This window comes from Butyrivibrio sp., from assembly GCF_017433805.1.
GTDB lineage: Bacteria > Bacillota > Clostridia > Lachnospirales > Lachnospiraceae > Butyrivibrio.
This window is the reverse complement of sequence record NZ_JAFRGN010000066.1, coordinates 38227-60216: the sequence shown is the minus strand read 5'-3', so window position 1 is coordinate 60216 and position 21990 is coordinate 38227. Positions and strand designations below refer to the sequence as shown.

Sequence of the window (21990 nt, the reverse complement as noted above, 5' to 3'; positions counted from 1 at the left end):
ATATAACACTAAAACCAGATATCTGCGTATCAAATGTATATAACATATATAAGTGTGATAAACATAAATTGAAGGATATATAAAATATATATAACAGATATAAAGTATGTTTTGTTAATGTATAAGACATATAAGATATATAATATGTATAGATATATAACATATACATATTATATTATTTGGATACATATGATTTAAGATATATAACAAATATATAATATAAAAGGAATATAATAAATATATGAATAATAATATCAATGTCATAGATAATATAAATGAATTATATTTATGATATTATATATTGAATCTAAATAAGAAATAGAATATAATTTCATAGGGACAATATAAGAGTATTATTGATATTAATTATCTTATATAAGTTATATATTTTAGGAGGAGTTATGCGAATAATTGCATTCAGTAATCAAAAAGGGGGAGTAGCCAAGACTACATCTAGTTATGCAATGGCTGTAGGCCTTGCTAAAAGAGGCTACAAGGTTCTTGTAGTAGATGCAGATCCACAGGAAAACCTTTCTATGTCTGCTGGAATCGATTTAAATGAGATAGATCCTGATCCAGAGGATATTGAGAAGCTTACAGAGGAACAGCAGGATTATTTCTATGAGCATGTACCAGCTAAGTTGTTTGAGGTAATGGCTAAGAGGAAGAATATAAATGATGCCATTATTCCTATTTCCGAGAATCTAGACCTTATTGTAGGTGGTATTGATCTTGCTTCAGCCGATATGACTTTTGCCGGACTTGGAAGAGAGAGACTTATCAAGGAAGCGTTTGAAGATATTGAGAAGGATTATGATTTCTGTGTGTTCGACTGTAGCCCTGCTCTTGGCGTAGTACTTATGAATATCCTTACAGTTGCTGATGAGGTCATTATTCCTTTGGAGCCAGGTGCTTATTCACTTCAGGGATTATCAAGACTCTACAAGTTCATTGATCAGATCCATGATTATACCAATGATAAGCTCAGAGTAGATGGTATTCTCGTAACTAAGGTTAGAAATACAGCTAATGCCAAGATCTGGATCGGTGATATAGAAGAGAAGGCTCAGCTTCTTAATACTAAAGTGTTCAAATCAAAGATTCGTCTTAACGTTTCAGTAGAAGAGGCACAGACTATGAAGATGGATCTGTTTGAATATGCAGGAGGTTCTTCTGCAGCAAGAGACTACGATGATTTTATTGATGAGTTCTTAGAGGAGGGTGAGTAATGGCTAGTAAGGCTGACAGATTAAAGGGCGGAGCCAATAGAGCTTCAACAGGTTTGTTTGCGGGAATGACTCCACTTAGCAAGAATGGAGATTCAAGTGAGTCTAAGAGTGCTAGTGCTAAAAAGGTTGAGAAGTCTACAGAAAAGCCAGTAAAATCAGAGACTTCTAAAAAGGCAGAACCAGAAAAGTCTGTAGAATCAAAGATTGAGGTTGAAAAGGTAACACAACCAGTTGTGACAGTAGAAAAAACGAATACAGAGACTCCTAAGGTTTCTGTAGTACAGGAAGAGACCGTAATCAATAGATCAGAGGTCCCAGTAGTAGCAGAAATGCTGGGCGAGAAGGTTGCTCAGATTGATAATATTGTAGCTGAGCCAGAACCTAAGATGAATGTACCTGTTCAGCAGTATGTTCCAGACCCTCAAGTTCAGCAGTATACACAGCAAGTTCCTGTTCAGAATATCCAGACACCACAGTATCAGACATATCAGCCTGTACAGCCTCAGCCAGTACAGACAGCGCAGTATCAGGTTCCTAATACTTATCAGCAGCCTGTAATGCAGCAGCCAGTTATGCCAGCTTATAATGAGCCTAAGACAACAGGCAGACAGCCTAAACAGGATAAGAGTAGATATGAGAAAGAGAAATTCCTTCTGCTTGATATCAGAGGTTATAGAGACTATGTAGAGCATATGGCTAAGGCATCTAACATGTCAGCTACCAAATATATCAGAAGCCTTATAGAGCAGGATATGATGCGTAATATGGACATCTATCAGCAGCACAAACAATTAGAAGAGGCCCTCAAGGCAAGAAGATAAGGTTTACTACCTAAAAGGACGATTCCATCTGGAACCGTCCTTTTAAAATGCAATATAGGCGCAATAGAAAAGCCCCTAGAGTCAAGCTCTAAGGGCTTTAGTATTTAAATCTAAATTATTTCTTCTTGCCGTTTACAGCATCCTTAAGGGCCTTACCAGCCTTAAACTTAGGAACTGTAGCTGCAGGAATCTTGATAGCTGCGCCAGTCTGAGGATTCTTACCAGTTCTAGCTGCTCTCTTAGCTGTCTCAAAAGTACCAAAGCCAACAAGCTGAACTTTGCCCTTTTTCTTAAGCTCTTTAGATACAGTCTCTGTGAAAGCCTTAACAGCCTTCTCTGAATCCTTCTTAGAAAGACCAGTTTCCTTTGCAATAGCATCAACGAGTTCTGTCTTATTCATGGTTTAATACCTCCCTCAAATTGAGTATTTTTTACTACCAAGTAAAATTCTACACCCATTTTATGCACCATACAAGTAGTTAAATTCGAAAAAGTGCCAAAAATTATAGCGGTTTTTAGTGCATAATTCTTAAAAACCATGGATATCAAGACATTTTTTAAAAATTACATCGTAGATACAGTCTCTTTGTACAGTTTCCTAAAGAAGAATGTGGAAAGAATCAAAGATGCTATCTCTGCGATAGGGAAGGCCCACCAAACGTTTGACAGGACTCCGGTCTGAGCTAAAAGGAATGCAGCAGGTATGAGTACAACAAGCTGACGGCCAACAGAAACTATCAAAGAGTAGAAGCTTCTTGAGAAAGCCTGGAATATTGAACCCATAGCTATGCAAACACCAGCAACAGGGAAAGAAAGACTGATTATTCTAAGAGCTGGAATACCGATCTTAACCATGTCTTCTGATGCATTAAACAATGTAAGAAGGAGACCAGGAATGGTCAAAAAGCAAGCTGTACCAACAATCATGATTGATACTGCGAGCATAAGTGCAAAGCGAAGAGCTTCCTTGATTCTGTCCTTGTTGCGTGCACCGTAATTGTAAGCCAGAACAGGGATAAGACCGTTGTTGAGACCAAACACAGGAAGGAAGAAGAAACTCTGTAATTTGAAATATACGCCAAATACAGCTGTTGCTGTTGAACTGAATGAGCCGAGGATCAGATTCATAAGGTAAGTCATTACAGATCCAATAGACATCATGAGGATTGAAGGTACGCCTACAAAGTAAATTTCCTCAATGATGTGAGCCTTTGGTGCAATAATCTTTTTAAAACTGATATGAATATCGTTATTAAACTTGAGGTTACAGAAAAGACCGATAGAAGAGCCTACAAGCTGACCTAAAATAGTTGCATACGCAGCTCCGGCAACACCAAGTTCAGGGAATGGTCCGATTCCGAAAATAAGAAGTGGATCAAAAATAATGTTGATAATAGCGCCAGTAGACTGAGAAATCATACTATAAATAGTCTTACCGGTAGACTGCAGAAGTCTTTCAAACATTACCTGAAAGAATACTCCAAAGGAAAGACAGCAGATAATAGTAAGATACTGAGCGCCATATGCTCTTATGGTTTCACTGTCTGTCTGTGTTGCGATAAATGCAGGGGCGATGAAAAGACCAATCAGAAGAAAAGCAATATAATTAAAGAAAGTAAGAAGAAGTCCGGTATTAGCAGCAGCATCGGAATTCTCAAATTTCTTTTCGCCAAGGGATCTTGATAAAAGTGCGTTAACACCGACTCCTGTTCCTGAACCAAGAGCAATCATAAGGTTCTGCATTGGAAAAGCAAGAGTAACAGCAGTAAGTGCATCCTCACTGATCTTGGCAACAAAAACGCTATCTACAACGTTGTACAATGCCTGAACAAGCATTGAGACCATCATAGGAAGCGACATGGAAACAATAAGCTGTTTGACAGGCATTACACCCATTTTGTTTTCTTTGGTATTCATAAAACATCCTTTTTCTAAAAAATTTGCGATACGAGTCAAAAGTATAACATGAAATAAAAAGATAAGCTAGTATATGAAAAAATAGTAAACAACATAATTACACATGAAGATGGTAGTAAAATAACAAATGAGTAGTTGATAAATTTTTTGCAGCCGACTATAATTCCATAGGTTAAAGAGAGGTAATGCAAAATGTCAATGTATGTATTAAAACCTGCCTGTAAGGATTACCTGTGGGGAGGACACAAGCTTGTAGACGAATATAACGTCGAATATTCAGGAGAGATTTGTGCTGAGGCGTGGACTTTGTCATGCCATAAGGATGGAATGTCTATAATAACAGGCGATATTCATGAAAAACAGACTCTTTCTGATGTTATTAAAGAGAAAGGTACAGAAATTCTTGGTAAAAATTGTCAGAAATATAAGGATTTTCCAATTCTGATCAAACTTATAGATGCTAGTAAGGCTCTTTCGATTCAGGTTCATCCAGATGATGCTTATGCTCTTGAGCATGAGAATCAGTATGGTAAGACTGAGATGTGGTATGTGCTGGAGGCAGAAGAAGGCGCATATCTGTACCAGGGCTTTGAAAAAGAGATTTCTAAAGAGGAATTCGAGCAGAGAATTAAAGATAATACACTTACAGACGTGCTCCACAAGGAATATGTTAAGCCTGGCGATATAATCTTCATCTCTCCAGGAACACTTCATGCTATTGGGGCTGGCCTGTTAATAGCAGAAATTCAGCAGAATTCAAATGTAACCTACAGAATATATGATTACGGACGTGTTGGAGCAGATGGTAAGCCAAGACAGCTCCATATCCAACAGTCTATTGATGTTACAAGAATTGAGAAGCCACAGAAATATGTATCTCCAGACGAGCACATGGTGAGCTGCGAGTTTTTCTGTGTAGATAAGATAGAAACTTCAGCAGATAAGCCATATAGCTATGTTGCAGACGACAGCTCTTTTGTCAGCATATTGGTAACAGAAGGCCAGGGAACAATTTCTGCCGGAGAAAAGAGCTATGAAGTTAAAAAAGGCGATTCAGTATTCATAGAAGCTTCAACAGGAAAATTCGAAATAAAGGGCGATATCAAGGCTCTTCAGACAATCGTTCCATGATTGCCGACTGACTATAATTGGTATAAAATTATACCATGAAACGTATTTTGAAATGTGCCGTTCTAATTGCATACAGCATTATTTTTGCAGTATGTGCCACTACATTTAAAGCAAATGCAGAGGATTCTTTAGAGCGGCAATTTCATATTCTTTTTATTTCTTCTTATGGCTTTTCGGCCGCAGGTGTTCCAGAAACATTTAGAGGTTTTCAGGATGGCGTAGAGGGTATTAATGTCGAGATCAACTATGATTTCATGGAAGCGCAGCAGTTTTATGGCGCTACAGATATTAGTAATTTCGACAAGTACCTCAGATATAAGATCTTTTCAGTGAGAAACTTTGACCTTATCGCTGTTGCAGATGATCCGGCCCTTAGATACGCGATCAACAACAGAAGTAAGCTTTTCCCTGATATTCCTATGGTTTTCATGGGAATCAACAATATTACTGAGGCCACAACGGCTGCTGCTATGAGAAATGCCACAGGAATCGCGGAAAATCAAGATTTTGAGAGCAACTATGAGCTCATGAAAGCTCTTTTCCCTAATAGAAATAATCTTGTAGTAATTACAGACTCCACGGTTACTGGACAGGGTGACTATGTAGAATTTATGAAATTTAAGGACCAGCACGGCGAAATTACGAGCAAGATAATAAATACCTCGTATTATACTCAAAACGGTCTAAAAAGGGTTTTAAATGCGTTAGGAGAGGATGATATTATTCTCTTCCTGGACTTTGGTCTGGACGGGGATAAAAATAGCTATTCGCTTAAAAATGCATCCGATTTTATCAGTGATAATGTCCAAAATGTTCCAATATTCAGATTGTCATCCTCTGATATAGGCCACGGGGTGTTCGGAGGAATATCATATTCGTATTATGATTCGGGATTCATAGCCGGAACGGCGGCAAAAGAGATACTTATGGGCGCAGATCCTGATGATATGCCACTTAAAACCGCAACGGTAACTACGCCATATTTTGATCAGGAGGCGCTTGATAAATACAACATCAGATATAGCCAGCTTCCACAGGGCTCCGTTATTATCAATGAGCACCAGAGTTTTGCTAAGTTCTATCGTGAGAACAAGACTCTTAGCAATCTGGTCATTATTATCGCAATCTTGATGATGGTAATAATAGGGCATTTGTATTATTCGAACAGGAGAAGGTCCAGAATTGCGAGAACGGATTTCCTTACCCAGATGCCGAACAGACTACGGATTATGGAGGAAATTGCTCAGGTTGTATCAACGGAAACTCCATATGGCTTTGTAATGCTAGATGTAGACCGATTTAAGAATATAAATGACACCTATGGCCACAAAGTGGGTGATGAAGTCATAAAGGAGGTTGGTAAGAGGCTTCAGACGTTGACCGATGAGGTCGCACTTTTCTCAAGACTAGGTGGCGACGAGTTTTGCGCTATTTTCTACGAGCCTACAAGGAGTAGGGAACAGTCGATATGTGAAGCAATCATAAATGCTATGAAGGATGAAGTGAAAACTTCAGCTGGAAAGCTGCATATCACGGTCAGCGTTGGATGTGCAACCTATCCACAGGACGAGGCTGATCCGGATAAACTCATGGAATGCGCAGATAGAGCGCTTTATGTGACAAAAGAGAATGGCAGAGACGGATATACCTTATTTAGCAGCATAAATAAGGCCGGCTGAGTTACGCCTGTAATAGCCTGTATCAAATAGCTGATGTTCGATATTATCGGCGGTTATAGTGATTGGTTCGAGAAGGTAAGAAGCCACAAGCTTTTTGCCGTTATCATAGTCAGTTGTGTTGTAGGAACACTTAAAATCCCAGTCAGAAGCAGCGATAAGGTCTTCTGCAGGTCTTTTACCATCTAAAAGAGCAAGTCCTAAGGCTACAGTGACAACGGATTCTTCTCTCAGAGCCTTGAATACAGTCATTCCCTGAGTTCCGTTGATAATGTTATAGATATTTGCGATATCACCATCCTGTCCTGTTACAGCGACAGGATTTTTTTGTGTGTAATCAGATTCGAGGGCTCTGACAGCGCCAAGAGCTGTTGAATCGTTGGCACATAGAACAGCGTCCAGAGTTACATTCTCAGGATAATAAGAATTAAGTATAATCTGAAGACGCTGCTGCGCAATATCAGTAGACCACTGGGCTGTAGCTGTTTCATAGAAATTGACCTGACCGGACAATGAAATGAGTTTTTGTGAATCTAAATAGGGCTTAATCGTGTCCATTGCGCCATTGTAGAAATAACGAGCGTTATTATCGACGGGGTCTCCTGTAACGAATTCTATATGCTTGGGTTTTTCTGAATGAGCAAGATCCAGAATCCTGATAATATACTGAGCCTGCAATACTCCTACCTTATAGTTGTCAAAAGAAACATAGTAATCTACAACATCTGAATCCATTATAAGGCGGTCGTAAGCGATAATTGGGACGTTTGCAGACTTGGCAAGGTCAAGAACTTCTGTAAGAGCAGAGCCATCAACTGCTGCAATTACGAGAAGATCGGCGCCTTCACGTATCATGTCGACGATGTCATCTATCTGCGTATCTATAAGATTATTTGCGTAGCGGAGCAGCACTTTGCAGCCTTTTTTCTCAAATTGTGCACGTAAATAAGACCCATCCTTGTTCCAACGCTCTAAGAGCCTGTCGGGCATAGATATACCGACAATTGTCTGTCCATCATCGGTGTGAATGTCGTCAAGAGTGGGCGCATCAATTAGCCCTGTTACCTCAGCAACAGGCTCTGGCTGTGGCCTTAGTCCGAAATATAAGCAAACCAGAATTAATGAAATTGTAAGTAATGCAGCAATTACTTTTTTCATATAGGCTCCAAATGCCGATAATCCTTCACTATACAAGAAAAGTGTACCATATACAGACAATTACGTATCTAAATAAAGTCTAAAATCTGTTCTGACCTAGTTTTATCGAAAAAGTGGTCCCAAGATTTTCTAAAAAAAGAATAAAATTTCGACAAATTTATCCGATAATGTAATAAAATATTATCTGGGAAATTATATTTTTTTATGCGTGGAGATAGGGTATGAAAAAGCGAGTTGTCTCAATTTTAATTGCAGGAGTCCTGTTTTTTTCCAACATTGGTGTTACATCCTTTGCGGCTAATAACAGCGCAGCAGAGTCTTCTAGTGTTGCCAGCACGGAAGCTTCATCTGTAGCAGAGGAAAAAGAGAATGAAAACGCCTACGGCGAGGAAGGTATCAGCTATTATAAGATAACTGATTTTACTGATCTGCCAGAAAATATATCTAATCAGAAAGTCAGGGTTGGGGGAAGCCTTGAGGATCTGGAACTGCCGGATACACTTGAAGTAGCGGTAGAAACTGATTATGAGCATGATGAGCGAATTGAAAGAGGACTTGCGCAGGAAAGAGAACGCATGAAACGCGAACAGGCTGAACAGGAAGAGGAAGAGCGCGCGAAAAAGGGCAGCTCTGAGGATGAAAGTGATGCAGCAGCTTCTGAGGATTCAGGAGAAGAGATTATTTTCTTTGACGAGAATGGAGAGGAAATAGCGCCATCGGATGCATCAAGCGAGCTTAGCGAAGAAGAGACTTACGAAGAAGAGATTTACTCTGGTGATACAAGCACAATAGAAGATGAGGAAGCTCCAACTATAGATACACCTGTTGAGGAGAGCACAAACTCAGATGCAGGCAGTAGCGAAGAAGTAATTGATGTTCCTGAAGAGGACACTACAGAATCAGGCGCAGAGGAGTCTACAGAGGCTACCTCAGAAGAAAGCCTTGTTTCCTGGTTCAAGAACACCTTTAGAATTCCAGCTGTAGCATATGCAGCAGATGCTAAAGAGACCAAGGCTCAGAAGGAAGGCGTGAGCATTGAGCAGATTTCTGATGTTGAGTGGATTCTAGAGCCTGAGTACAACAATGGAGTAGAAGAGTTCGTGGCGGATAAAGAGGGTGCGATATATCTTTTCACACCAGTTCTGCTGATTCCTGATACATACTACGTGGAAGATGAGCTTCCAATTATCACTGTTACAGTTACTGATGACTTCTATGCATTCGATGAAAAGGCGGTTGTTGACGACGTTACAATCCGCGTAAGAGCTGACAAGGGAGTATTCCCTGAGGGCTCACGAGTAACTGCCAAGAAGCTTGCTGCTGAGGACGAAGAGAAGGTAAAAGAGGTAGTTGACGAGCAGCTTGAGTCTGAGAACGTTGTAAAAGAGTACACCTTCGATATCACAATTAAGGACAAAGAGGGCTACGAGGTACAGCCTGACACAGAAAAGGGCCGTGTTGTGGTTTCTTTTGAAACTGCCGAGGTTGCAGACGAGACTCTCGAAGCTGAGATTTATCACATCATAGATGAAAAAGAAGTAGAAGATGAGCCAAAGGAAGTAGAAGCTGTGGCTCTTGGTGGCGAGCGCGAAAAAGAGCGTGTCTTAACTATTTTCGATGAGAATTCTGTGCTTAAGGCTGAGAAGCTTGAGGCTGAGGTTGTGGAGTTCGAGGATGTGAAGGTACTTGAGGCGCCGACTGATAGTTTTTCGCCATATAAAGTTATCTTTAAAACCGCAGGAAAGGATGACTTACCAATTACTGATAATCCTACATGCATTGATGATTATCTAGCAAATATTGGGGTAACGGGAAAAACAATTAATAGTGTTACATTGGTTGAACAGAACGATAGTGATTATCTTTTTATAGATAGACTAGCAGATCCAACAGATGAGAATAATATTATAGATGGTGTATATAAAAAGGATGTAACAGAAAAGTGGTATTTAATAGTTAGACAACCATTTGATGGTGAGAAAGTCATTAAAGTTAAGTTTACTGATAATGATACACGAGATATTTCTGTGTCTATAGATACGCTTACCGATTATACTTTTGATTGCGAATACCCATACGGTCAAAAGTTGGGAGAAAAAACATTCACACTAGGGATAGATGTGAATAAATTGGCAAGCGGGTTAATTCTATATCAGTGGCAGTATTATGATAATGAAAAAGGAAAATGGGTATGTATAGACCGTGCTAATACTGCTGTATATGGCAGTACTATGACTGATAATGGCGTGAGATATAGATGCATTGTAAATGGAGACCCAAGTAAGGAAGTCCAAATTGTTACTGCTAATGGAGATAAGAATACCAGAAAATGGACAAATTCGTATGGAAGTAAGGATCAATGTTATGTTACTAATGGTGTTATAGCATATACTATTTCTTCCGATAATAAATACTTTGATGTTGTTGGTCAGTTTACTATAGATGGGAAAAACACTATGCTTCCAACAACACCTAGCTGTACTGGATGGAGTATGTACAACACCAATACAACTTCACCTACAGCGCCTAGTGCTCCGAAAAAAATGAGATTTAGCTTTAGTGATACTGCACCACGAGTACTATTTGCTGATGTAGAGTTAAATTCAGGAAATGAAAATTTTGCCTTTGGCGGAAATGTTAAATTTGGAAATGTTGATGCTGAAACATTGGTCGTTGAAACACATAAAACTACTACAAGCTCCTACAAGTATATTGATGTTATCAGGTCTGAGGATCTTGATACAGCACAAGCTGCGGTCAATGCAGGTACAGGAGATGAAATTCCTTCTTTGGTATTAATTCCGTATACGTCTGATGCTAGTTACTATGCTAAGAAAAGTGGAAGTAAACTACATCCATTTACAAATAAGACTGATGACTTATTGGAAGGAGTAATACCTGAAACGACACTTTCTTGGGAAGCAGTAGATGACGATGATATTGTTGAGTTTGCGCTTTCTTTTGCAGGAGTATCAACAAATGGAATATTGAAGCCAGTTTCTAAGATGGCCACATCGAATTCTTATAGCTCTGGAAATATTAAGAGTGTAAAGCTTAGTGGAAGCGAATTAGACGCCTATGCTAAAAGATTAGGAGAACCAAGCGAGACTATTTTAATTGAAATGAAGAATGGTGCTGCAACTTCTACAGATAAAACCGCCATTTCAAATATTTTGCCTACGTACAATAAGGTTACTGCTACGACCACTACCAGCAATAGTAATGCTTCAGCTACAACAGGATCAACTGCAAACAGTACTGGATTAAGTACAGCAACAAAATATACAGCAGATTATTATGGCGTAAGTTTCACGTATAAAAAAGCTGGAGTTGTGTCTCACGATGACGGATTTTATGAAGGAAAGGCAGAGCTCCCTGTGGTGCTGACAGAAGTTATTTCTTACGACTTTAAGGAAAAAGAAGACGTAAGAGTGTTCAGATGTCATGATGGTGAAGCTAAGGAGTTACGCTCGGATAATCCAGGATCAGATGGTACTTTCAGACTTGATAAGGATGCTGGTAAGATTTATATCTATGCTAGTAATTTCTCAAGCTTTGCAGTAGCGTATAAGCCAGAAGTATACTACACAGTAACCTTCAATGATGGAACAAAGACATGGACATCAAAGGTTAAAGCAGGAGAGAAGGTTTCGGCACCAGAAGGAATGCCTACAAAGGATGGAGTTACAGCTCAGTACTGGTACAAGGGAACAAGTAGTAGTTCTTCTACCACTAAGCCAACAGCGTATGACTTTAACACTCCTGTTACAGCGAACATGACGTTGACAGCATACTATGGAAAGACTTATACCGTAACATTCAGCGGTATTACACCAACTACAACAGTTCAGGTATTAGAAGGAGATAAGGTTGCCAGACCAGCTGATCCGGTAAAAGAGGGATATACCTTCAAGGGATGGTATTCAGATAAGACAGCTAAGACACTGTATAATTTTGATACTCCAGTGAATTCAAATCTCACTTTATACGCTGGATTCGTTAACGGCGAGGGAAAAGATGCTGACGATGATGAAGATGGCGATGTAAATGGCGCTCGTGCAGCTCGTACGAATGATACACTTCCACCAGTTTGGCTGTGGGTACTGATTTTAGTTAGTGCACTTGTAGTGTTTAGCTGCAATCTGTATTCCCGTGCTAAGGAAGGTAAGGTTAAGTTTTCTAATAACAAGACGGTCAGGAAGGTAACGCGTTTCTTTCTTCTGGTAGGGCTTGTAATTGTAACGGTTTTTAAGTTTTTGGCCAGAAAGGTCAATGAAAAAAGACGTGATCTGGCACTTGCTGTCAGCGGAGTTGTTGTGCTGATAGCCGCAGGAGTACTGATCGTAACGTCTCTTGAGTATCATAGGTCTGAGAGGACATATGAAAACGCCAACAAGACTTTTGTACAGGAAACACAGCAGTTGCCTGTAGTTACAGATAAGACTGAAACAGTCAATGCTGAGAACACAGTTTGGTGGGATGAGGCCAGCGTTGAGATGGATACTCTTTCCGAAGAGTACCCAGATGTGATAGGATGGATATACTTTGAGAATGAGGATATCAGCTATCCTATAATGTATTCTGGGGACAATACCAAGTATCTTAGCACTTCCTATAATGGTGAAAAAGCGAAAGCCGGCGCGATTTTCCTTGATGGAGAATCCACACCTGATTTTTCAGATCCACATAGCCTTATTTATGGCCATAATATGCGTGATCTATCCATGTTTGGTAAGCTTAGATATTATAAGACAGATGCGTCATATTATGACGAACACCAGTATTTCCAAGTATTTACCAAGGATGGAGTTTATAGATATCAGATATTTGCTTACGAAGAAGTGCCTGACAATCATGACGTTTTTTGGGTTTACGGCAAGAATCCTGAGGGCATGTGGGAAATGCTTCAGGATATAGAGGGTGGTTCATACCGTCAAACCGGCATAGAAGCTACAGAAGCAGACCATGTGATCACACTTGCGACATGTACGTCAAAAGAGGACAGAAGGCTTATAGTTAGCGCTGTTCGCACAGATGAGCATGATTATGAGTTTGTGGCCAGCAATTGATTAAGGCATAATATTTAGTAATTGGGGATTTGTTGGGAAGAGTATGATGAAGGTGTTTTTAGTGGAGGACGAGTTTGTCGTCAGAGAGGGGATCAAGAATAATATCAATTGGGAAGCACACGGTTACGATTTCTGTGGAGAGGCGTCAGACGGGGAGATTGCCTATTCGATGATACAGAAAGAGCAGCCTGATATTGTGATTACCGATATCAAAATGCCATTTATGGACGGATTACAACTGAGCCGTCTGATCAAGGCAGAATATCCATGGATTGAGATCATTCTTTTAACTGGATACGAAGACTTTCAGTATGCAAGAGAGGCCATCAGAATTGGCGTCTCTTGCTACTTATCTAAACCTATAAGCGGAGATAACCTGTTAAAAGAGGTTGATGCTATTGCTGAAAAGGTTGAAGAAAAGAAGCAGGAGAGAGAAGTTGCCCTTCGCTATGAGGCTGAAATGCAGGAGAGGACAGAGCTGGATAAGCTTGAGTTCTTCAGGAGCCTGTTAAAGGGTGGTAGGAGCTTTCCTGAGCTTTTGGAAGGCGCCAAGAAGCTTGGCATAGATATTTCAGGACCATGCTACAATGTAGTTCTTTTAAAGCTGTGGTCTACAAGACACGATGCTTTTGAGTATTCAGGAAGCGTTCTGGATGCAGAAACCAGTATCCGCGAGATTGCTGACAAAGAGGGCGCTATCTTTTTTGACCTGAATGTAGAAGGCATAGCTCTTTTGTTCAGAGGTGAATCAGAAGAGAAGATTACAGAGTCTATAAAGCGCAGTATAAGCGCGATTGAAGCAGTTATGAGCAAATATCATAACATGCGATATTTTGGTGGAGTGGGTCAGTGCGCAGGCAGAATCACAGAGATACCAGATTCCTTTAACTGGGCTAGCAGAGCTTATGCGCATATTTACCTTACTTCTGATAATGGGTTCCTTTGGGGCTCGGAAAAAGAGCTTCAGCCAGTAAATGAGAACCTTATTTTATCAACAATTGATCCCAAGCATATAGACAGAAGGCACATTAAAGAGTTTCTAAGACGCGGAGATGAGTCCGAAACAGAGGTGTTCCTGGACGAATTCTTCAAGGGAATGGGCAATAATGCCATCAAATCCACAATGCTGAGGCAGTATATTGCAATGGACATCTATTTCTGCGTGGCTGATTTCGTAGAAAATGACCTTGGAGTCGACAGAGACAAGCTAGATGAGGAGATGGCAGTACCTACTCCTGAGATTCTGGCAGATGAGGACAGAACCAGAGATTACCTGGTCGAGACAATCAGGATTGCCATAGGAATCAGAGATAACAACTATTCTGGCAAGTATCATGACATGGTCAAGGATTCTCTTTCTTATATTGAAGAGCATTACGCTGAGGATGAGTTGTCCCTTAATACACTGGCAGCGCATGTTAATTTCTCACCTAATCATCTGAGCGCAGTATTTAAGCAGGAAACAGGTCAGCCATTTATCAAGTATCTGACCGATTATAGAATGGAACAGGCTAAAAGGCTTCTTTGCACCACTTCCAAGAAGAGCAACGAGATAGCTATGTTGGTAGGGTACAAGGATCCGCACTATTTTTCATATTTGTTCAAAAAGACCCAGGGTGTTACTACTACGCAATATAGAAGTGGCATGCAGATGGAGGCAGCAAGGTGATATTTGGCAAAAGTACAAATAAGCATGACTACAAGCTAGCTAATAAGATTCGAATATCCTATATGATTCTTTTGATACCAAATCTGGTGTTTATGCTCTATGCGTTCCACAGCTTTTGGATGACCAACGAGAGATACAAAGACATGCTGAGTTCAGTGGTTGCAGCCAGTGAGTTCAGTTTGGATTTCAAAGAGGATTTCGACTACGAGACATATCTTTTAATTGTAGGTAATGTTACCTGGGAGAATTCCAATCTTCCTACGCTGTTAAGCGACGCTAAGGGCGTTGTAAATGGCCTCAAGGACTATACGGATACTCACGATAATCAGAAGAGGCTTGCAAGTGCTGAGAAGTATCTGAACAATCTGGAGACTTATACAGACAGAATCAAGGAAAATCTTGAATATGAGAACAGATATGAAGCAAATATGCTGATCTGGGAGAATGATGTTCAGATTGTTACAGCTCTTTTAAAGGAGACAATTAATGAATATATCTATTATGAAAATAAGCAGTTACAGGTAACTCAGGCTGAGAACAGAGCGTTCTTTAGTAGAGCACTTGAAATATCAATCGTTATCTTTGTATTCCTGCTGGCATGCATTGTTCTGATATCTCTGTGGATGCCTGTTTGGATCACAAGACCTATTGAGGAGCAGGTTAAAGAGGAACAGAAGCAGCTGCGAAAAGCAGAATTTGAGCTGCTTCAGGCGCAGATAAATCCTCATTTCCTGTATAATACACTGGATGCGATCGTATGGTCTGCAGAGTCCGGCAATCAGAAGCAGGTTGTAAGCATGGTTGGCAGCTTGTCTGAGTTCTTCAGGACTTCTCTTAATAAGGGAAAAGAGATAGTGTCTGTAAAAGAAGAGCTTCAGCATGTTACAAGTTATTTGGAAATCCAGCAGATAAGGTATCAGGACATTTTATCCTATGAGATAAATGTGGCCAAAGATATCTATAATTACAGTATTCCAAAGATCACGATTCAGCCTATTGTAGAAAATGCGCTGTATCACGGCATTAAGAACCGCAGGGGCGGTGGTAAGATCACTATTACCGGAGCTGAGAATGAGAACGGATTCGCTATTCATGTAAGGGATAACGGCGCCGGAATGGATGAGAACAGGTTAAAAGAGGTTAGAGATAGTCTTTTACAGGATTCTTCTGATAAGAGTGCTATTTATGGTCTGTACAACGTAAATGAGCGAATCAGGCTTAATTTTGGCGATGAGTACGGCATTACGATCGACAGCAAACTGGACAAAGGAACTGATGTAACAATTTATTTGCCGAAAATCTTAACCGGAAACGTAAAAAAGTGAAACAAGATTAAAATAAAATAAAAAAATCAACTCTTTTTGAGTTATTTTCTATGTATTTTTTCCTCCTGAAAGCTACAATTATCTTAGCTAAGGAATAGGCCTTAGTAAAAGAGATTAAGTTTTTAGGAGGATTTTTGTTATGATGAAGAAAGTGTTGTCAATTCTCATGGCATCAGCAATGACACTTAGCCTTGTTGCTTGTGGAAGTGCTGCGCCAGCAGCTAAGTCAGATGGCGGAAGCGCATCAGGCGGACTTATCAAGGTTGGTATTATCAACAACGACCCTAACGAGTCTGGTTATCGTACAGCTAACGATGCTGACCTTAAGGCTAAATTCACTGAGGCTAACGGATATGACGCTTCTTTTGCTTACAGCTTAAAGAACGATGAGCAGATCCAGGCAGCTCAGAACTTTATCCAGGACGATGTTGATTATCTTCTCCTTTCAGCAGCTGATACAGCAGGTTGGGATTCAGTTCTTAAGGATGCTCAGAACGCAGGCGTAAAGGTTATCCTTTTCGACCGTACTATCGATGCTGATTCTAGTCTCTATGAGGCTTCTATTGTTTCAGACATGGCTAAGGAAGGCCAGACAGCTGTTGATTGGCTTGCAGGCCAGAACCTTTCTGAGTACAACGTAATCCATATTCAGGGTGTTATGGGTAGTGCAGCTCAGCAGGGACGTAGTGGTGCTCTTGATACTAAGGTTGCTGCAGAAGCTAACTGGAACATCGTTAAGCAGCAGACAGCTGAGTGGAACGCAGAGAAGGCACAGCAGATCGTTCAGTCAGTTATCGACGCTGGCACACCTTTCAACGTAATCTATGCTGAGAACGACGATATGGCTAAGGGCGCTGTTGCAGCTCTTGACGCAGCTGGTATCTCACACGGTGTTGGCAAAGACGTTGTTGTTATGTGCTTCGACTGCAACAAGTGGGCACTTGAAGAGCTCCTTGCTCAGAACTGGAACTATGATGGACAGTGTAACCCATTCCAGGCTAGCTACATCGATGATATCATCAAGACTCTTGAGAGCGGCGGATCACTTGCTCAGAAGACAATCATCATGGATGAGAAGGGCTTTGATGCTACAACAATCACACAGGATGATGTAGACAACTACGGTATCTGAGTGATATAGGGACGAAAAGTTACATTTTTGGATGCTTGCAGACAAAAAATGTAACCTTGAGGACCGAACATATATATGATATATAACATTTAGCGCGGTGCGGCGTCCTCACAGAGGAGAACCGCACCGCTATTTAGTGAATAGGGAAGAAAAAGGGACTGGATTATGGAAGAATCAAGAGTACTGGAAATGCGGGGGATATGCAAAGAATTTCCAGGTGTTAAGGCTCTTCAGAATGTTGATTTTTCCCTGAATAAGGGCGAGATTCATGCTCTTATGGGAGAGAACGGTGCTGGAAAGTCAACGCTTATAAAGGTTCTGACAGGTGTGTACTCCAAGGATGCGGGTACTATAAGCCTTCAGGGTCAAGGGGAAGTTCAGATACATTCACCACAGGATGCACAGAAATTGGGTATTAGTACTGTTTATCAGGAAATTACTCTTTGCCCTAATCTGACTGTGGCTGAGAACATGTTTATTGGAAGAGGCGAAGGCGCTTTTACCAATTGGAAAGAAATGAACAAGGAGTCAGAACTCCTTTTACAGAAGCTGGATATTCCGGCAAAAGCAACTCAGCAGCTCGGAAGCTGTTCTATCGCAGTTCAGCAGATGGTAGCTATAGCAAGAGCTGTAGATATGGATTGTAAGGTTCTGATTTTGGATGAGCCTACATCTTCTCTTGATGAGCAGGAAGTTGAAAAGCTGTTTGGACTTATGAGAGACCTTAAGGCCATGGGAGTAGGAATCATCTTCGTAACACACTTCCTTGACCAGGTTTACGAGGTATGCGACAAGATCACAGTTCTTCGTGACGGACAGCTTGTTGGTGAATACGAAATAAAGGATCTTCCTCGAGTTCAGCTGGTAGCCAAGATGCTGGGCAAAGAGATGGATGATCTGTCAGATATAAAGGGCGAAGAAGGCGCCTACAGCGGGGATGATAAGGACGAGAAGGTATTTGAGGCAGAGCAGCTTCAGAGTAATGCCGGAATCAAGCCATTTGATTTTTATATCAAAAAAGGTGAGGTTAATGGCTTTACAGGACTTCTTGGATCCGGTAGAAGTGAGTGCGTAAGAGCGATTTTTGGAGCGGACAGAGTAATAAATGGATCTGTTAAGGTTCGTGGACAGAAGGTTAAGATAAACAAGCCAATCGATGCTATGAAAAAAGGTATTGCTTATCTTCCAGAAGATAGAAAGATTGATGGAATCATCGGAGATCTTTCCGTTAGAGATAACATAATCCTGGCATATCAGGTTCTTACAGGCTTCTTTAAGCCATTTAGTAAGCGCCAGGCTAATGAGTTTGCAGATGAATACATTAAAAAGCTTAACATCAAGACTGCATCTGCAGATACACCTATCAAGTCTCTTTCCGGTGGTAACCAGCAGAAGGTTATTCTGGCCAGATGGCTTTTGATGCATCCCGAATATCTGATTCTTGATGAGCCTACAAGAGGTATCGACGTAGGAACCAAGGTGGATATTCAGAAGCTCGTATTAGAGCTTGCAAAAGAGGGAATGAGCGTAACCTTTATTTCCTCTGAGACGGATGAAATGCTGAGAACGTGCTCAAGGTTAGTAGTCATGAGAGATAGAAAGGTAGTTGGGGAACTATCTGGAGAAGACCTGACTCAGAGCAAGATTATGAGCACGATAGCAGGGGAGAGTAACGTATGAAAAATCAGAATATATTAAAAAGGATCGTGGGTAATCAGCTCTTTATTCCTGTAATCGCGCTGCTGATTCTCGCACTTATAAACCTGATCAACGATCCAAGCTTTTTTAAGATCACATTAGTAACAAACAATGCCGGAAACCCTATGTTATCCGGAAGTTTAATAACCATCCTGGATTTCGGTTCAGAGCTTGGTATCCTTGCAATCGGTATGACTCTTGTTACAGCTGCTTCAGGCGGACAGGATATTTCAGTTGGTGCTACTATAGCTATTGCTGGTTCTGCTATGCTGAGAATCCTCTGCGGTGGTGTTGCACGTCCTGAGACAATTCAGGCACCTATCATCGTAGCTTTCCTTGTTGCCTGCCTTGTAGGAATGGCTTGTGGACTTTTCAACGGTTCACTGGTAGCTATTTTCAAGATTCAGCCTATGATCGCTACGCTGATTCTTTTCACAGCTGGACGTTCAATCGCTGCATGGATCAACCACAACGAGCTTCCAATCGTTCCAGATCCAAAATTCTCATATTTTGGCGGCGTTATTCCGGGAATTCCGATTCCTACAACAGTATTTATCATGATCGCATGTATCATCGTGATCGCACTTGTACTTAAGTTTACAAACCTTGGCCTTTATACACAGGCAGTAGGTATCAACGAGAAATCTGCAAGACTTAACGGAATCAATCCTACAGCGATCAAGATTCTCTCTTTTGTAATCTTAGGACTCTGCGTTGCTGTTGCAGCACTTATCAAGGTCAGCAGACTTTCAACTATCAACTATTCAGTTATAGCTAAAGATATTGAGATGGATGCCATCCTTGCTGTAGCACTTGGTGGAAACGCCCTTTCAGGTGGTAAGTTCAACATGTGGGCTTCAATCCTTGGTGCATACGTAATTCAGTTCCTTACAACAACTCTTTATAAGTTCGATGTTCAGTCAGATGCTCTTGCAGCATATAAGGCCGTTGTTGTTATCATTCTTGTTGTATTCTCTGCTCCTACAGTAAGAGAAGGCACAAGCAAGTTCTTCAAGAAGCTGACTCCAGCAAGAAAGGAGGCAGCATGATGAAAAAGACAAATGAAAAAGGCAGCATTTTCACAAAGGTAAATGATACAAGTTTGCTGCTGATCATCACTATTGTAATCTTTTTTGTAATGTACATTGGAGCAATCATCTTCCAGGGCGGTGGATTTACCAAGCCACAGATGCTGTTCAACATTCTGAATGCTAACTCTGCACTTATCATAACCTCAGTAGGACTGAGTATTGTAATGATAACAGGCGGTATTGATATTTCAGTTGGTGGTGTTGTTGCATTGGTTTCCATGTGCTGTGCTGTATATCTTGATAAGATGGGTGGAAGCATTATTGGTTCAATTGGTATCGCTCTTGGAATAGGTCTTTTGTACGGAATTGTACAGGGATTTCTGGTTGCATACCTTGATATTCAGCCATTCATCGTATCTCTTGCCGGAATGTTCTTTGCAAGAGGTATGACAACAATCGTTAATACTGCACCTTTCAACGTTGAGAATCCTACATTTGTAGCCCTCAAGGACACAAGAATCATCGTTCCTGGCATGGGTTCCTACACAAGAAAAGGTATCTATGTACCAGCTTATGTTGAAATTGGTGTAATCGTTGCCCTTGCAGTTGTGTTATTATTATTCGTAGTACTTCGCTGGACCAAGCTCGGACGTAGCTTCTATGCAGTTGGAGGAAACAAGCAGAGCGCACTTATGCTGGGTATCAATGTAAAAAGAACTAAGTTCTTGTCACACCTTATTTGTAGCGTATTGGCAGGAATTGCCGGATATGTATATTTCCTTCATGTAGGTTCTGGTTCTGCCAGCCATGCCATGGGTATGGAGATGAATGCTATTGCTTCATCAATCATCGGTGGAACAATGCTTACAGGTGGTGTTGGTAACCTTATCGGTACACTTTTCGGTGTATTGTCATTGTGTACAATCCAGACAATCGTTGCATCAGCAGGTCTTGACGATGCATGGTGGACTGGAATCACAATTGCTGCTATGCTTTGCATTTTCCTTATCATCCAGAGTGTTGTAATGGTTCAGAAGCAAAAGGCATTAAAGGGTTAGGACAAATCTTTTATGAAAAAAATTGCTAAAATAGCGATGGTACTGCTCCTGTCAGTGGCTGTAATGACTGGCTGCGGGAGCAGTCTTGCACAGATGGATAATACAAATGAGGGCACCACTGAGGAAAAGAAGCTTATCACAGTAGGTTTTTCGCAGTTGGGAGCAGAATCTGACTGGAGAAGTGCCAATACTGTATCGATGCAGTCAGCATTTGTTCCTGAAGAGGGATATAACCTCATTTACAAAAACGGTCAGCAGAAGCAGGCCAATCAGATAACAGCTATCAGAACCTTTATTCAGCAGGAGGTGGACTACATAGTTCTAGCGCCTGTTACAGAGAGCGGATGGGATACTGTTCTTGGCGAAGCCAGAGATGCAGGAATTCCTGTGATCCTCGTTGATAGAAGAGTAGATGTTCCTGATAAGACACTGTATTCCTGCTGGGTTGGCTCAGATTTCGAGCTGGAAGGCCGTAAAATGGCTGCCTGGATAAAGAGCTATGCTCAGAGCATTGGTATGGATGCGGATGAGCTCCATATAGTTAATATTCAGGGAACAATAGGTTCAACTGCACAGATAGGCAGAACAAGAGGACTTGCTAATGCAGCCAGAGAAAATGGCTGGGATCTTATGGCTGAGGTATCAGGAGATTTCACTGAGACCAAGGGCAGAGAGGTTATGGCAGGTCTTTTGAAGCGCTTTGACAACATAAATGTCGTATACTGTGAGAACGATAACGAGGCAATTGGAGCTATTGATGCTATCGAGGCTGCTGGTAAAAAAGTTGGATCAAACCTTAGAAAAGGTGAGATCATGGTTGTTTCTTTTGATGGAGTTAACAAAGAGGCTTTGGACTACGCCAAAGAGGGCAAGATTTCATGCATCGCTGAATGTAATCCTCTTCATGGACCAAGAGTTAAGGCGCTTGTTGACATGCTGGTTGCTGGAGAAACTCCGGATAAATTCAACTATGTTGACGAGAGGCTCTTTAGTTCAATCCCTGATGTGACCGAGGTTGAAGTAGATGGCGTAAGCTATGCTGTTCAGAGCATAGACAATTAATATGTCTGACATTT

General features: G+C 40.9%; 15 protein-coding genes. 12 read left to right on the top strand and 3 right to left on the bottom strand.

Going from position 1 to position 21990, the window contains the following annotated elements; genetic code table 11:
• Positions 1–401 precede the first annotated feature (401 nt).
• Both IJI01_RS14335 and IJI01_RS14330 read left to right on the top strand, forming a co-directional pair.
• Positions 402–1229, top strand: coding sequence for a ParA family protein (locus tag IJI01_RS14335; protein WP_292191921.1), 828 nt, complete (start codon positions 402–404; stop codon positions 1227–1229).
• A complete protein-coding gene (locus IJI01_RS14330) occupies positions 1229–2050 on the top strand; it encodes a hypothetical protein (RefSeq protein ID WP_292191919.1) in 822 nt (273 codons plus the stop codon). Before IJI01_RS14335 ends, IJI01_RS14330 begins: the two co-directional genes overlap by 1 nt.
• 115 nt (positions 2051–2165) lie before the next feature.
• Here the strand turns inward: IJI01_RS14330 and IJI01_RS14325 are convergent, their stop codons facing one another.
• Both IJI01_RS14325 and IJI01_RS14320 read right to left on the bottom strand, forming a co-directional pair.
• Positions 2166–2450 carry an HU family DNA-binding protein gene (locus IJI01_RS14325; protein WP_026513843.1) on the bottom strand — a complete coding sequence of 95 codons (285 nt, stop codon included), beginning with the start codon at positions 2448–2450 and terminating at the stop codon, positions 2166–2168.
• Positions 2451–2614: 164 nt separating this feature from the next.
• Positions 2615–3967: an MATE family efflux transporter gene (locus tag IJI01_RS14320; protein WP_292191914.1), complete on the bottom strand. Its 1353-nt coding sequence runs from the start codon at positions 3965–3967 to the stop codon at positions 2615–2617.
• A 192-nt stretch (positions 3968–4159) separates the two neighbouring features.
• On the opposite strand from IJI01_RS14320, the gene IJI01_RS14315 reads away from it, so the two are divergent.
• On the top strand, positions 4160–5098 hold the full coding sequence (locus IJI01_RS14315; RefSeq protein ID WP_292191911.1) for a type I phosphomannose isomerase catalytic subunit: 939 nt from the start codon (positions 4160–4162) through the stop codon (positions 5096–5098).
• A 47-nt stretch (positions 5099–5145) separates the two neighbouring features.
• Positions 5146–6777 (top strand): ABC transporter substrate binding protein, encoded by a 1632-nt coding sequence (locus IJI01_RS14310; protein ID WP_292191908.1) that lies wholly within the window; start codon positions 5146–5148, stop codon positions 6775–6777.
• On the opposite strand, the gene IJI01_RS14305 is transcribed toward IJI01_RS14310, so the two are convergent.
• Positions 6748–7932: a substrate-binding domain-containing protein gene (locus tag IJI01_RS14305; protein WP_292191906.1), complete on the bottom strand. Its 1185-nt coding sequence runs from the start codon at positions 7930–7932 to the stop codon at positions 6748–6750. The two genes, IJI01_RS14310 and IJI01_RS14305, sit on opposite strands and share 30 nt — an antisense overlap.
• Positions 7933–8153: 221 nt before the next feature.
• Here IJI01_RS14305 and IJI01_RS14300 point away from each other — a divergent pair, with 221 nt between their 5' ends.
• The 8 genes from IJI01_RS14300 (at position 8154) to IJI01_RS14265 (ending at position 21976) form a co-directional block, all read left to right on the top strand.
• Positions 8154–13001 carry an InlB B-repeat-containing protein gene (locus IJI01_RS14300; RefSeq protein WP_292191905.1) on the top strand — a complete coding sequence of 1616 codons (4848 nt, stop codon included), beginning with the start codon at positions 8154–8156 and terminating at the stop codon, positions 12999–13001.
• Between the two features lie 46 nt (positions 13002–13047).
• Positions 13048–14670 (top strand): response regulator, encoded by a 1623-nt coding sequence (locus IJI01_RS14295; RefSeq protein ID WP_292191903.1) that lies wholly within the window; start codon positions 13048–13050, stop codon positions 14668–14670.
• Entirely contained in the window at positions 14667–15995 is a 1329-nt protein-coding gene (locus IJI01_RS14290; RefSeq protein WP_292191901.1) for a sensor histidine kinase, read from the top strand. The genes IJI01_RS14295 and IJI01_RS14290 overlap by 4 nt, the downstream gene beginning before the upstream one ends.
• 139 nt (positions 15996–16134) lie before the next feature.
• Positions 16135–17127, top strand: coding sequence for an ABC transporter substrate-binding protein (locus IJI01_RS14285; protein WP_292191899.1), 993 nt, complete (start codon positions 16135–16137; stop codon positions 17125–17127).
• 165 nt (positions 17128–17292) lie between these two features.
• Positions 17293–18807 carry a sugar ABC transporter ATP-binding protein gene (locus IJI01_RS14280; RefSeq protein WP_292191898.1) on the top strand — a complete coding sequence of 505 codons (1515 nt, stop codon included), beginning with the start codon at positions 17293–17295 and terminating at the stop codon, positions 18805–18807.
• Positions 18804–19874, top strand: coding sequence for an ABC transporter permease (locus IJI01_RS14275; protein ID WP_292191895.1), 1071 nt, complete (start codon positions 18804–18806; stop codon positions 19872–19874). Before IJI01_RS14280 ends, IJI01_RS14275 begins: the two co-directional genes overlap by 4 nt.
• Positions 19874–20914, top strand: coding sequence for an ABC transporter permease subunit (locus IJI01_RS14270; protein WP_334299780.1), 1041 nt, complete (start codon positions 19874–19876; stop codon positions 20912–20914). Before IJI01_RS14275 ends, IJI01_RS14270 begins: the two co-directional genes overlap by 1 nt.
• Before the next feature lie 12 nt (positions 20915–20926).
• Positions 20927–21976, top strand: coding sequence for an ABC transporter substrate-binding protein (locus IJI01_RS14265; RefSeq protein ID WP_292191889.1), 1050 nt, complete (start codon positions 20927–20929; stop codon positions 21974–21976).
• Positions 21977–21990 lie beyond the last annotated feature (14 nt).

What these genes read in the sequence shown, in the direction of transcription:
- IJI01_RS14335 (WP_292191921.1), top strand. Translation starts at nt 402, where the DNA reads ATGCGAATAATTGCATTCAGTAATCAAAAAGGGGGAGTAGCCAAGACT.
- IJI01_RS14330 (WP_292191919.1), top strand. Translation starts at nt 1,229, where the DNA reads ATGGCTAGTAAGGCTGACAGATTAAAGGGCGGAGCCAATAGAGCTTCA.
- IJI01_RS14325 (WP_026513843.1), bottom strand. Translation starts at nt 2,450, where the DNA reads ATGAATAAGACAGAACTCGTTGATGCTATTGCAAAGGAAACTGGTCTT.
- IJI01_RS14320 (WP_292191914.1), bottom strand. Translation starts at nt 3,967, where the DNA reads ATGAATACCAAAGAAAACAAAATGGGTGTAATGCCTGTCAAACAGCTT.
- IJI01_RS14315 (WP_292191911.1), top strand. Translation starts at nt 4,160, where the DNA reads ATGTCAATGTATGTATTAAAACCTGCCTGTAAGGATTACCTGTGGGGA.
- IJI01_RS14305 (WP_292191906.1), bottom strand. Translation starts at nt 7,932, where the DNA reads ATGAAAAAAGTAATTGCTGCATTACTTACAATTTCATTAATTCTGGTT.
- IJI01_RS14300 (WP_292191905.1), top strand. Translation starts at nt 8,154, where the DNA reads ATGAAAAAGCGAGTTGTCTCAATTTTAATTGCAGGAGTCCTGTTTTTT.
- IJI01_RS14295 (WP_292191903.1), top strand. Translation starts at nt 13,048, where the DNA reads ATGAAGGTGTTTTTAGTGGAGGACGAGTTTGTCGTCAGAGAGGGGATC.
- IJI01_RS14285 (WP_292191899.1), top strand. Translation starts at nt 16,135, where the DNA reads ATGATGAAGAAAGTGTTGTCAATTCTCATGGCATCAGCAATGACACTT.
- IJI01_RS14280 (WP_292191898.1), top strand. Translation starts at nt 17,293, where the DNA reads ATGGAAGAATCAAGAGTACTGGAAATGCGGGGGATATGCAAAGAATTT.
- IJI01_RS14275 (WP_292191895.1), top strand. Translation starts at nt 18,804, where the DNA reads ATGAAAAATCAGAATATATTAAAAAGGATCGTGGGTAATCAGCTCTTT.
- IJI01_RS14270 (WP_334299780.1), top strand. Translation starts at nt 19,874, where the DNA reads ATGAAAAAGACAAATGAAAAAGGCAGCATTTTCACAAAGGTAAATGAT.
- IJI01_RS14265 (WP_292191889.1), top strand. Translation starts at nt 20,927, where the DNA reads ATGAAAAAAATTGCTAAAATAGCGATGGTACTGCTCCTGTCAGTGGCT.